We start from the raw sequence: 12,622 nt of genomic DNA, 5'->3' as shown, positions 1-12,622 counted from the left end.
AATGGTGATATAGCCATGACTCAACCAGGTAGGAGAATTGTTTTAATATCCCCTGTGCGTGACGAGGAGAAGTACCTAGAGAAGACTATCCAGTCAGTGGTCAGTCAGACCATTACTCCTGTAGAATGGGTTATTGTGGATGATGGTTCTACGGATCGCACCCCGGAGATTTTAGCACGGGCGGCAGCGCAATATCCGTGGATTCACGTAGTTAGAAAACCGGATAGAGGGAAACGTTCAGTGGGGCCGGGGGTGGTGGAGGCATTTTATTACGGGTATGAGAGGCTAAAAACGAAAGACTACGACTATATTGGGAAACTGGATGGAGATTTAGAGTTCAAGCCCCAGTATTTTGCTACTCTTCTGTCCTATTTTGAAAAAGATCCCCACCTAGGTGCGGCTAGTGGCAAACCTTACTTACTGGAGGGGGGAAAGCTAATTAAGGAGAGGATGGCTGACGACATGGTGGCAGGACAAATCAACTTTTATCGTCGACAGTGCTTTGAGGACATCGGCGGTTTTGTGAGGGAGGTGCATTGGGATGGCATTGCCTTTCACCGCGCTAGGATGAAGGGGTGGCGCACTCGTAGTATTGATGATCCCAATCTTCAATTCATTCACCAACGGCTGATGGGTTCTTCCGAGAAGGGTATTATTACAGGTAGATTACGTTGGGGCCGGGGTCAGTATTTCATGGGTACTCATCCCCTTTACATCTTTGCTATTGGTTTTTATCGCATGTGGGAGAGGCCTTATATCATTGGTGGAATTCTTATTGTGGTTGGTTATTTTCTTGCCATGTTACAAAGAATGCCCCGTTATAACGATCCAGAGTTTCGTAAGTCTCTTCACGCCTGGCAGATGGCCAGACTAGGACTTGGCAAACCCTTGGAGACTATTCCTCCTCCCGGTGGTGCTGAGAATTAGGCTTTGGGTGATTTTTCTTAGCACTAGGTGAAAAGTCCGCCGGTTATGCTTTTGCCTCCCACTACATATGATATCTATTCTCATCTATCCCCGGCCCCTTTCTCTTTGCTGACACTTTTTCCACTTCATTGTTTTTGACAAAAATTCCCACCTGGTAAACGGCCCCCCCATCCTAGCAGGGCGGTGGGAGGACTGTCAAGGGGATTATCAGGGAATTGAAGTGATTTACCAGCCGGGACCATCGTAGGGGGAGAGGGGTTCCATGGTGGGGTCAGACAGGGGTTGGTCTAGAGTCCAGAGTTGGATGGAGTCGTTGTATTGCACCCCATTATCAGTGTAGCCGCCGGCGTAGAGTCCCCAGTGAGCCCTTAGCAGATAATCTGAGGGTCCGTCCAACAGTCTTCCCCCCCTTGCTCTGATAATGAGTCGGCCATTCATCCATACATATAGAACCCCCTGTTGATAGTCTAGATAGGTGGTGAAACGTACCCATTGTCTTAGGGGCATGGTGGCGGGGTTGACGTATTCCCAACCATTGCCCCCTCCATAGCCGCCTAGAGGCGCTTGTAGGTGGTTTAGTTGTACTCGGTTGTGGGAGTTAATCACCAAAACCAAAACCGTCCCCCAGTTGTCTTTATTGGCATAGGTAACCAGGTGCTGCCAGTCGTTGCGTGTTACATCCGGGTTCCAATCAGCCCACACATAAAATCTGTTGACAATGGGCTTCACTGGGACATTTACATAGTTTTTAGATACTTCGTCCACGTGGATGACCGGATAGGGACGATGGTTTGTTGGGGCGGTGTTATAAATCAGGCCTTTGTAAATGCGATCGCCCTCCACCACAGCTACCCCCTCGGCAGCAGCCTGTTGTGCTGACAAGACTGTCCACATGGAACCTCTACCCGGCAGTGGCTCCCCTGTGTCAGAATAGTTTTGGTTATAAGAGTGCCATTCGCCTATGGCATATCCTTTTTCAAATCCAGAATGCCAAATGGGGGTGACTCCTTCTAGGGGTAACTGGCTTACATTGACTTGGAAAGTGCCTAGGGTTTTGGCGGGCAGACTCTGGCCATTGTTGGCAAAGACTTGACCGGGTTCCAGGGTTATGGTATACTGGCCGTTGTGGCTTGGGTTCCACAGGGAGGTGGGGGGACTTATTTGGTAGGTGGCCCATACTGAGCCATCTTCTCTCACCCTATATCCTAGGAGTTTAGCTAATTGGTTGAAATTGTTAGGCCCAGTGACGCGGATGTCATTGTGGTCCAAAGTGGCTGGGTTGACGCCATTGGGGGAAGCATAGCTGACGGTAAAGCGATGATTGGCGTCACCGTTGACCAGTTGTCCTTCTTCGTATATTTCCAGATTGCGAAAGTAACTGTTGGCACTGGCATTGGTGTCATCGTCATTGATTAGGATGAGGTATTGAACATTTCCGGTCAGGTAGTCCCCCAGTCTGATATAATAGCTTCGCCACCCCTCTTGATATCCTCTAGCATACAGTTTTCCGCGGCTGCCCTCTCGCCAGTATTCACTCCCTGCTATCTGATAGGCGAAGGCAACCCCGTTGGCGAGACTATTGTCATTGTCAAAGGCTATGGCATGTATTTCCCCCACCTGGCTGCTGTAGAATTCTAAGGTGAGTACCGTATCTGGTGTAATAGTACGAGGTAATTCAATTTTTTTCCAGCTGTTGCCGGTCAGGGTTAATCCTTTGCCACCATCTATGATGGTATAACTGCCTACCAGGTCTTCTTTTGGGTCATAACCGGTGATGTCAAAGTCATTGAAGTTTATTCTTCTCAGGTTTTGCTTGGCTTTGACATTGCTGACTACCACATTGTTCAGCTGTACTGGGGTTGCCGTGTTCCAACTGTCATAAATCTTTACATTTCGAAAGGCACTAAATGAGTTAATATCCTTGGTGCTGCCATCGTCATTGATGAGTACTAGGGAATTGAAGGTACCCTGGTAATGTTTACCTAGAGCTATTGTAATCTTTTGCCAGCCTTCCCCCTGATACTCTATGGGTATATAATTGTTGCGGGTGGCGTTACCAAAGAGATTGAATATCACATCCTTGTTTGTGAGGGAGTTACCGGTAGTCGAAATACCTATGCCCTTTAGCCATCCACTTTGATTACTGTTGAATTCAAACTCGAGGATGGTGGTGCGATTGGGGGTGTCAATAACGGTATAATTGAGGGGAATGGCTTTCCAAGTTTTCCCCCTCAGGGTGATGGTTTTGCCGTCGTCGTCTACCTGATGGATTTTGGAGACATCCCTGGTGGCAAAGGAAGTGATATCAGCCTTGTTGAAATCTATGACACTGTTGACATATACACTGGCTAGGGTAAAGCCTTGGAGGAAATTGCCGCTGGTATCGCCTATTTGATTGTTTTCTAGGCTAAAGTGATAGACGCCATTGTCATTGAAATCCCATTTCCCATCTGTGGCGGAGATGGAGTAGGTGACTTTAACATTGCTGCCATTGTTGCTGTTTATTTCAACTACTTTAGCTAATTGTTCAAAGCCGTTTTCCCCCCTCACTCTAATGTCATAGTTGTCTATGGTGGCTAGGTTTAGGGAAAAGTTGTCTGTGTAGGTTACAAAAAAACGATACTCCCCGTCGCTAAAAACAGAGACAGGTATTTCAATACTTGCTTGAGGAGCAGTGGTATCCTTTTCATATATCCTCAGATTGCGAAAATAACTCTCAGAGTTGGAATCGGAATTATCATTGTCATTGAATAACACTAGATAGTTAAAGTTTCCCGAATAGTAATTACCTAGTGGGATAGTAAATTTTTGCCAGTCATTCCCCTGATGGTGGGTGTAGTCATATTTGAAGTTTCCTAGTCCAGTGACACTTTCAGTCCCCCCTAGTCTAAATTTTAAATCCCAATGGGAGTATATGTCATCAGTTTCTATTCCTATCCCTTGTATTTCTCCTACCCCTTGACTGCGGTATTCAAAACTCAATAGTGTGTCCTCAGTTACATTGTATGGGTAATAGATTTTTTTCCAGGCATTTCCAGATAGTTTTATGGTATTTCCCTCTTCTAGAATTTCATAGCTTGTCTCAATGCCACCCCATCCGTCTTGATAACTATAGGGGGAGATATTTGCCTGGTTAAAGTCAATAGCCTGTGGGTATTCCGGAAGATAATTATTTCCCCCCCCTCCCCCAGGATAGGGGTTAGCCACAAGTCCTACTCCTGCTTCTCCCGGGGTATTATTCCCATTTAGGGGTATAAACTGTGTTGATATTATCTGACTTATGGGATATGTATAACCCTCACCCCCATTCATTTTACTCTTCCCCCCTAGTTGTAATCATCTCTCCCTCATGTTTAATTCCCCTTTTCTTGTTTTTCTTTCTCCTCTTTTTTTGTCCCGGTCTCATTCTTCCACTTTGTTCCTCTTTTTGCCTCGTTTTTTCTACTTATTTTTCCCTCATTTCTCTTTCTAAATTTTTCTAAACCCTCAGTATTATCCCCTACACCCTCCCCCTGCCTTATTTTTCCTCTCTGTCGCCATATTGCTTTTCGTGAATCTCCATACTTTTGCTTTTTATTCTCAACAAAGAATACTGTACCCCAAGCGTTTTGACAGTCTTTGCACCTGTCTTCCCCGCTTCCCCTCCTTAACATTTGCCCAATCCTTTTGTCAAGGGGGAATTGGTTAGTTGTATTCTGGACAAAGGGAAAAGGAAAGGAAAGGAGTTAGACTAGGCAGGATAATATAAACCCGGCTTTGACAGACGAAAAACAGCCGTGGGGAGTTGAGGAATATTCCCAAAATAAACGGGTTGGGAAGAAAAGCATTGGAAAAAATCGAAAAGAAAACCCCTGAAAGCTGTCGGCTAATAATAGAAGATAAGGTGCAATTTTCATAAATATAGATATATAAAAATTAGTCAGAAAAAGGGATTTTTCTAAGAAAAAAAGAAGAGATAAAACAGGGATAATCGAAGAAATATAATCAGAAAAAAATAAAGCCACAAAGTTATAAAATTCGTGGAGGTAAAATATAGAAGTGAGGCATAATAGTATAATATAAACCATCTCCGCCCCTGTAAAATTGAGGATTACGAGGTAGAATCATAAACGGAGTGGTTAGATGAGGTTTTGAGATGGCTGTCAGAAGCATATCAGAAAAAAGCTAAAAAATCTATAATATAAAGACTATCCCCTATGGTTAGGGGTAAGTCTGGAACTTCTAAAAGACTAAAAGACAAGGTGTGCCGGCTGGTTAACTGAGAAAACCTACTTGAAGAGATTGAGGGTATGGGAAAATAATAGCTAAAGAGCAGAGCTAAAAAAAATGTGTTAGGTATCTAAAATGATACAGGAAAGTATATAACGTAATGGGTGGGACAATTGGAAAAGCCGAAGAGGTGGAAAAACAACAGATAAAGACTAAATTAGAATCATAGAAAACTAAAGGGAGGTTATGTTTAAAAACTATCCAACTCCTGGGAAAAACTACCCAATTAATGGATAAATAATATACTGTTGCAACAGCAACAATGGGGGTATGAAACGAAAAAAATGAGTTAAATATAGCGGACTTCAAAGTCTCAGAAAACTATTCCCACACCTGTCAATGAGCCATAGAGGGAAAATTATGATAACACTATTTACTACACACAGGAAACCAAAGCCCTTCGTAAAATGGGCAGGAGGAAAAAGACAGCTTGTAAACGCCTTAAAAAAGGAGATACCAAAACATTTTAATAGATACATAGAACCATTTGTGGGTGGTGGGGCCTTATTGTTTGAACTTATGCCCCAAAAGGCTATAATAAATGACATTAACAAAGAGCTCATAAACGCCTATTTAGTTATAAAAGAAAATTTAGGAGAACTTTTGATAGAGCTAAGAAATCACAAAAATGAGCACATTTACTATTATAAAATAAGGGCGTTAAGACCAGAATTTTTATCAGAAGTGAAGCGAGCGAGCCGTTTTATTTATCTTAACAAGACCTGTTTTAATGGATTGTACAGAGAAAATTCAAAAGGGGAGTTTAATGTACCTTTTGGTAATTATAAAAATCCCAAAATTGTAGACAAGGAAAATTTGGAATCAATTTCAGAATACCTAAACAGCGCAGATATAGAGATTTATAATACCGACTACAAAGAGGTTTGTTATAGGGCAGGAAGAGGAGATTTTATTTATTTTGACCCCCCCTACCACCCTATAAGTAAGACATCTTCTTTTACAAAGTATACAAAATACGATTTTTCAGAAAAGGAACAAATAGAGCTTTCCGAAATTTTCAGGGAACTTGACAATAGGGGCTGTTATTTAATGCTGTCTAACTCAAACACGGAATTTATAAAAGCCTTGTATAAAAATTACAGAATAAAAGAGTTGGAAGCGAATAGGTATATAAGCTGTAAGGCGAGCGGTAGGAAAAAATCAAAAATAGAAATACTGATTAAAAATTTTTAATAAGGTAGCAAAAATGAGAGAAAGAAAGAAATTAAAGGAAGAAGAAATAAGGTAGCAATAACAGGAAGAATGCTTCATGAAGATTGCAAGTATGGGAGAGTATACCTAGGAATTCAAAAGACCATGAATACTTAATAATAAGATGATTAATAATGGATTTGAGACTTTAACTGAAAGGATGGGGTTTAAATACAAGCAGGAACAAAAACAGAGCAAAAAGTAAACACTAAAAAGGCATTTTAGACAAGAAAAATCATCCACCACCACGGATAACATTTGGTAGACAAGGGAAGTTGGAGATGCATAAAAATACTGCTGAGAGAAACCTCCCCCTTCGGGAAAACTTTCAAGGGGAAACTGGGGAATACCTAGAAGGGGGGCAGGGTGATGGTTACAATTGTACTATCATCGAGGTAAAATGCGAAAAGACAAATATAAACGGCAACAATAATCTATACTAGTCCCTTGAGAGGAGTTATACCCACCCGGAGAGTATGAGAGACTGTCTAGTTTCCGTAGTGATGCCCGTTTACAATGGGGAAAAATATCTAGAGGAGGCAGTGGAGAGTATTCTCGCACAGAGTCTCCCCGATTTTGAGCTTATTATAATCAATGACGGGTCCACTGACAAGTCCTTGGAAATCCTAGAGAGCCTCTACAAGAAAGACTCTAGAATAAAACTGTTGAATAATGTTAGAAATAGGGGGATAGTAGACTGTCTCAATAAGGGGATTAAACAAGCCCGTGGTAAATACATTGCCAGAATGGATGCCGATGATATTGCTATAAAAGAGAGACTGGAAAGGCAACTAAAGTTTTTAGAAAACAATCCTGAATACGTTGCGGTGGGTTGTAGAGTGTTAGCAATTGATGCAGAGGGTTTGCCCATAAAGCCTTTTGGAGACTGTTTTACCCATGAGGAGATAGATAAGGGGAATTTGCGGGGGGTAGGCAGTATGATAATTCACCCCGCGGCTGTTATAAGGAGAGAGAGTTTGGAAAAAGTTGGTGGTTATCGCCACTACTCCCATGCCGAGGATTTGGATTTGTTTTTAAGACTGGCAGAAATTGGCAAACTGGCAAACCTTCCTGAGATACTGTTGAAATATCGCCTCCATGTGGACAGCATTGGCGGTAAATACCGTCATATCCAACTGGGGGGTTGTAGGAAGGCGGTATTGGATGCTTGTAGGAGAAGAGGTATAACTGTTGCTGGGGATTTTGGCGTCACAATCCCCCAAAAGCCGGTGAGTAGGGGGGAGATTTACCGTAAGTGGGGTTGGTGGAGTTTACAAGGGGGCAATATTAAGACATGTAGAAAATATGCCTTAAAAGCCTTGATTGAAAATCCCTTGCATTTGGACAACTGGCGACTGTTTTGGTGTTGTCTAAGGGGCTACTGATATGCCTATAGTTGAGTCTAGACACCCATTGTAGCATATTGTCTTTGGATGACTGGCGGTAAGTATAGTGTTGTTTGCGGGGCTATCTTCTGGTTATTATGCTGTCTGTTATAACCTATTGTGAAAAAAAAAATAGTTTTTGGAGTATGCCCTCCTGTTAGGGTAATTTATGATGATGGATTATGACAACAATTGAGTTGACCCATGGGGGAAGAAAAACAATCTAATACATCCTTGCAACAATTGGCCATTAGGGGTAGTATATGGACGGTTGCAGGCTATGGTGCTTCCCAATTCATTCGACTGGTAAACAACATAATTCTAACCCGTTTGTTGAAGCCTGAGTTATTTGGGTTGATGGCACTGGTTTATACTTTTATCACTGGTTTAAATCTATTTTCGGACATTGGTATAAATCCAAGCATAATTAGAAGTCCTAGAGGGGAAGACTCCAGATTTTTGAATACTGCTTGGACCTTACAAGTAATCAGAGGTATTACACTATGGCTGATTTGCTTTGTAATTGCCATGCCTATTGCGAATTTTTATAAAATACCCGAACTCTCCTGGTTGATTCCCGTAGTGGGTAGTAACACTTTTATTGCCGGATTTAATTCTACTTCCCTAGCGGTTTTAAATAGACGGGTGGAAATAGGGAAACTCACTGTCATGGAAATAGTTACCCAGATTATAGCGGTTGTGGTGATGATTGCCATAGCCCTTTATAAACCCACTATTTGGGCATTGGTCCTTGGCACTTTGGTGGCTAATATAGTTAAATTATTTTGGAGTCATCTTCTTTCTTCCACCCCTCATACTTTTCTTTGGGATAGAGATTGTTTGAAGGAATTATTTTCCTTTGGACGTTGGATTTTTGTTGCCACTGCTATTACTTTTTTGGCTAATCAAACCGACAGACTTGTCATAGGTAAACTGTTACCTTTAGAAATTTTGGGGGTTTATACCATTGCTTTTACTTTTGCTGATATTCCCAGACAGATAGTCAATAGGTTAAGTGACAAAGTTATTTTCCCCCTCGTGTCTCACCAGTTACAGGTATTACCCAGAGATATTTTTCTGGAGAAACTTCTTGAAAAAAGAAGACATTTACTAGCATTGTCTGCACTTATGGTAGCTTTTTTCTTCTGTTTCAGTGACATTATAATTGACATTCTATATGATGAGAGATACCGGGATGCTGGTTGGATGTTTGCCATTTTAACCTTGGGTTTATGGCCACTTATTCTCAGTATTAGCACGGGTCAAATTCTTCTTTCTCTTGGCAAGCCTCAATACCATACACTATCCGTCTTTATAAAGTTTTTATACATGATTACTGTTTTCCCTTTTGCTATTATTAAATTCAATTTATTCTGGGGTATTATTGCTATTGGTTTTAACGATATGCCCAACTATTCTGTCAGTGTTTTTGGCCTTTGGCGCGAGGGGTTTTCTTTCTTCCGACAAGATTTGTTTCTCACTATTGTTCTACTTTCTTTTATTTTTGTTTTTGCCCTTTCTCGTCTTCTCCTTTTCTTCCTCTTTTCTCTTCCTCTTCCCTTTTTTCTCTAATTTTGCCTTTCACACTTAAATCTATATTATTGAAAAAAATTTACATTTAAATTAAGGCCAGGCGCAACCCCGGCAGTCTCTACACCTGCCGCCATGGGTTTTGTCAAGGGTCCGGGGGGGTAATTGGGGTGTGGGGGTTGAGATAAAATGAGGGGGTGTAGGAATATATTGCAGTGGAGGGAGGGGAAATGAGGGTAACGTTTGTGTTGCCGAATTGGGAGGGAAATCTGGCGGGAGGAATTCGTGCGAATGTAACTCTGGCGTATCATCTGCAAAAAAGGGGACACGAGGTACAATTGTATTGTCCGAAGAAACGAAGTCCTGGTTGGAAACAAAGGATTAAGAATTGGTTAAAGGGGAAGGGATGGAATGGAAGACAAACAAGATTTTCCTATGTAGAAGAAGTGGATATACCAGCCATAGTGGTTAACCATCTGCCGCCTTTGAGGGATGAGGATTTACCGGATGCGGATGTGGTGGTGGCAACCTGGTGGGAAACCGCAGAGTGGGTGGCAGGGTTGTCTAGGAGTAAGGGAGCAAAGGTTTACATGGTAAGACATCATGAGGTACACGACTACTTGCCAAAGGAAAGGGCGGCAGCAACTTATGGTTTACCACTACATAAGGTGACGGTTTCCAGATGGTTGGTGGAGGTGATGAGGAGGGAATACGGGGATGAGAATGTAGATTTAGTTCCAGATGCCGTGGATTTACGGCAGTTTTATGCGCCACCACGGGGAAAAAATGAGATTCCTACTGTAGGACTAATGTATTCTGATATATACTGGAAGGGATGTGATATTAGTCTGACGGCTTTTCGGATAGCAGCGGAGAGAATACCTTCTCTACGATTGGTGGCGTTTGGCACTATACCCCCTCTACCTAGGTTGCCTTTGCCTACTAAGTGTGTATATTATCGATTGCCACCCCAGGATGAGATTAGAAATATATATGCCCAGTGTGACGCCTGGCTTTTTGGTAGTAGGGTGGAGGGTTTCGGGTTGCCTATTCTGGAAGCTATGGCTTGTCGTACTCCTGTAATAGGAACTCCTGCAGGGGCAGCACCGGAGTTGTTAAGCAAAGGTGGGGGGATTCTAGTAAAACCGGAAAATCCTGAGGATATGGCAAGGGCTATTGAAGAAATAGTACAAATGTCACAACAAGAGTGGCAAAAAATGTCCTCCCTAGCATACAAAACGGCTACCAGTTATACTTGGGATGAGGCGGCAGAATTGTTTGAAAAGGCGTTATGTAGGGCAATTGAGCGTACCAGAAAGGGGGAGATATAGTTTACCATGTCACCGCAGGCGCAATTGGCACTAATCTTATGGCTGCCCGTAGTTTTCTATATTTTCAACCAGTTTCCTCCAAGAAAGGCGGCTATAGTCAGCTTCATTGCCGGTTTTTTATTCTTGCCGAGGAAGGCTGGTTTTAAGATGCCTTTGATTCCCGACTATAAGGAGATTTTTGCCACTTGCTATGGGATATTGATTGCCGTTGCCGTTTATGATTCTAAGGTTTTCCGTCGCCTTCGATTCAGCTGGGTGGATTTGCCGGTATTAGTGTATGGTTTTAGCCCCATTTTCTCTTCTCTGACTAATGGGTTGGGCTTGTATGACGGGATAAATTCGTCTATCAGCCAGTTATTTCAATGGGGGTTACCTTACTTTATAGGCAGACTATACTTGAATAACCCCTCGGGGTTTAGGGAATTAGCCATAAGTATTGTCAAGGGAGGACTTTTATATGTGCCCTTATGCTTATATGAGATTAGAATGAGTCCACAGCTACATAGGATTGTTTATGGTTATTTTCCCCACTCCTTCTTGCAGACAAAAAGGCTAGGGGGATGGCGCCCACAGGTGTTTTTGCAACATGGCTTGATGCTGGGTGTATTTATGATGACTGCTACCCTGGTTGCTATTTGGTTATGGCAGTCTAAGTCTGTGAAGAAAATCTGGAATATTCCCATTTCCTGGGTTTGTGCCATTCTATTAGTCACCTTTATCCTTTGCAAGTCTACTGGGGCTTATATTCTTTTTTTGTTAGGATTAATTTGCCTCTTTTTCCCCCGATTTATCTCTTTCAATTTGCCTTTACCCTTGCTTGTTTATTCTGGCATTATTGTCTTGTACTTAACTCTATCTGCTAGTGGGAATTTCCCCAAAGAGAAATTGTTGGACCTATTATACAGTCAAACTATAATTGAGCCTGACCGGGTACAGTCTTTTGAATTTAGAATAAACAATGAGGAGATACTGGCTACCAAGGCGAGGGAGAGATGGTTATTTGGCTGGGGGGGGTGGGGGCGTAATCGGGTTTTCGAGGAGAATTATTTGGGAGAATGGGTAGATGTTACTGTTACTGACAGTCTTTGGATTATTGTCTTTGGTGTCAATGGTTTGCTAGGTTTGGCCAGTGTCATGGCTTTATTAATTCTCCCCGTTTTGCTGATTACCTGTTTTCGTTTTCCCCCCAACACCTGGCTGCATCCTCGTATTTCCCCCACTATCTCTCTTGCCGTTTCCCTACTCCTTTTTGCCATCGATTGTCTTGTTAACAACATGTTTAATCCCATTTTCCCCCTTATTAGTGGTGGTTTGTCTGCCTTGTTTCTCTCTCCCTCCTACCCTTCTTCTTCCTCCTCTCGCCGCCTTCTTATTGCTAACTATAAGGCCACAAAAAAACGCCTACACTCCTTTTCCCAGTAATTCTCTTTCTTGATTTTATTTCTCAAATAGAAATTTCTCAAATAAAAAATGAACAGCACAACTGTTTCGACAGTCTCCCAACCCGTCTTCCACGGCGCCATCTTATCATTAGCCCCGCACCCTTGTCAAGGGAATTAATCATATAATTAGCTGTATGCCATAGAAGAGAAGAAATGTTGGAGGAGGAAAAATATGGAAAACATTAGAAATGGGGTTTGGTGATAGTCTTGTTGGGATTGTTGGGGGAATGAAGTAGGGAGGCAGTGGGATGACAAAGGGTAAAAGGGGAGAAAAACAGGGATAAAGAAAGGAAAAGGCAGCTATTGGCATTAATTTAAATGGAATCAGCGATTGGTCGCTTCAATTTCCCTTTTTAGACCATTTTAAGTCATCACGACCCTGGATGACTCAGAGGGAGGGAAGTAAGCAATGGGATACCAACTAAACTAAAGATTATGACAAATTGGATTTAGATGAGAAGGGAGGGGTGAAGTCATTGCCAAGGTAAATAAGGGTTAGTACTATAGTAGGTCATAGTCTTAATTT

Annotated in this window: 9 protein-coding genes; 7 read left to right on the top strand and 2 right to left on the bottom strand. The window is 42.3% G+C overall.

Translation table 11 applies throughout. From position 1 onward, the window contains the following. Window positions 1-15 precede the first annotated feature (15 nt). A complete protein-coding gene (locus IGQ44_12370; protein HIK38771.1) occupies window positions 16-927 on the top strand; it encodes a glycosyltransferase family 2 protein in 912 nt (303 codons plus the stop codon). Between the two features lie 225 nt (window positions 928-1,152). Here the strand turns inward: IGQ44_12370 and IGQ44_12365 are convergent, their stop codons facing one another. Both IGQ44_12365 and IGQ44_12360 read right to left on the bottom strand, forming a co-directional pair. Continuing rightward, window positions 1,153-4,239 (bottom strand): hypothetical protein, encoded by a 3,087-nt coding sequence (locus IGQ44_12365; protein HIK38770.1) that lies wholly within the window; start codon window positions 4,237-4,239, stop codon window positions 1,153-1,155. A gap of 41 nt (window positions 4,240-4,280) precedes the next feature. Further along, the gene (locus tag IGQ44_12360; GenBank protein HIK38769.1) at window positions 4,281-4,580 is read right to left on the bottom strand and encodes a hypothetical protein; all 300 of its coding nucleotides are present in this window, start codon (window positions 4,578-4,580) and stop codon (window positions 4,281-4,283) included. A 976-nt stretch (window positions 4,581-5,556) separates the two neighbouring features. Between IGQ44_12360 and IGQ44_12355 the strand changes: the two genes are divergently transcribed. The 6 genes from IGQ44_12355 to IGQ44_12330 all read left to right on the top strand — a co-directional run bounded on the left by IGQ44_12355 (window position 5,557) and on the right by IGQ44_12330 (window position 12,076). Further along, window positions 5,557-6,390: a DNA adenine methylase gene (locus IGQ44_12355; protein ID HIK38768.1), complete on the top strand. Its 834-nt coding sequence runs from the start codon at window positions 5,557-5,559 to the stop codon at window positions 6,388-6,390. A gap of 299 nt (window positions 6,391-6,689) precedes the next feature. Next, on the top strand, window positions 6,690-6,851 hold the full coding sequence (locus IGQ44_12350; protein HIK38767.1) for a hypothetical protein: 162 nt from the start codon (window positions 6,690-6,692) through the stop codon (window positions 6,849-6,851). A gap of 33 nt (window positions 6,852-6,884) precedes the next feature. Continuing rightward, a complete protein-coding gene (locus IGQ44_12345; protein ID HIK38766.1) occupies window positions 6,885-7,793 on the top strand; it encodes a glycosyltransferase in 909 nt (302 codons plus the stop codon). A gap of 204 nt (window positions 7,794-7,997) precedes the next feature. Continuing rightward, on the top strand, window positions 7,998-9,365 hold the full coding sequence (locus tag IGQ44_12340) for an oligosaccharide flippase family protein (protein ID HIK38765.1): 1,368 nt from the start codon (window positions 7,998-8,000) through the stop codon (window positions 9,363-9,365). A gap of 188 nt (window positions 9,366-9,553) precedes the next feature. Next, the gene (locus IGQ44_12335) at window positions 9,554-10,654 is read left to right on the top strand and encodes a glycosyltransferase family 4 protein (protein HIK38764.1); all 1,101 of its coding nucleotides are present in this window, start codon (window positions 9,554-9,556) and stop codon (window positions 10,652-10,654) included. Window positions 10,655-10,660: 6 nt separating this feature from the next. Further along, window positions 10,661-12,076, top strand: coding sequence for an O-antigen ligase domain-containing protein (locus IGQ44_12330; GenBank protein ID HIK38763.1), 1,416 nt, complete (start codon window positions 10,661-10,663; stop codon window positions 12,074-12,076). The last annotated feature ends 546 nt before the right edge of the window (window positions 12,077-12,622 follow it).

The sequence above is a fragment of the Geminocystis sp. M7585_C2015_104 genome (genome assembly GCA_015295805.1).
Lineage (GTDB): Bacteria > Cyanobacteriota > Cyanobacteriia > Cyanobacteriales > Cyanobacteriaceae > DVEF01.
The sequence above is the reverse complement of the archived record's forward strand: the minus strand, read 5'-3'. Positions and strand labels throughout refer to the sequence as shown.

Excerpts from the sequence above, each read along its gene's own strand:
- IGQ44_12330 (HIK38763.1), top strand. The coding sequence starts at position 10,661 with ATGTCACCGCAGGCGCAATTGGCACTAATCTTATGGCTGCCCGTAGTT.
- IGQ44_12355 (HIK38768.1), top strand. The coding sequence starts at position 5,557 with ATGATAACACTATTTACTACACACAGGAAACCAAAGCCCTTCGTAAAA.
- IGQ44_12335 (HIK38764.1), top strand. The coding sequence starts at position 9,554 with ATGAGGGTAACGTTTGTGTTGCCGAATTGGGAGGGAAATCTGGCGGGA.
- IGQ44_12350 (HIK38767.1), top strand. The coding sequence starts at position 6,690 with ATGCATAAAAATACTGCTGAGAGAAACCTCCCCCTTCGGGAAAACTTT.
- IGQ44_12360 (HIK38769.1), bottom strand. The coding sequence starts at position 4,580 with ATGTTAAGGAGGGGAAGCGGGGAAGACAGGTGCAAAGACTGTCAAAAC.
- IGQ44_12345 (HIK38766.1), top strand. The coding sequence starts at position 6,885 with ATGAGAGACTGTCTAGTTTCCGTAGTGATGCCCGTTTACAATGGGGAA.
- IGQ44_12340 (HIK38765.1), top strand. The coding sequence starts at position 7,998 with ATGGGGGAAGAAAAACAATCTAATACATCCTTGCAACAATTGGCCATT.
- IGQ44_12365 (HIK38770.1), bottom strand. The coding sequence starts at position 4,239 with ATGAATGGGGGTGAGGGTTATACATATCCCATAAGTCAGATAATATCA.
- IGQ44_12370 (HIK38771.1), top strand. The coding sequence starts at position 16 with ATGACTCAACCAGGTAGGAGAATTGTTTTAATATCCCCTGTGCGTGAC.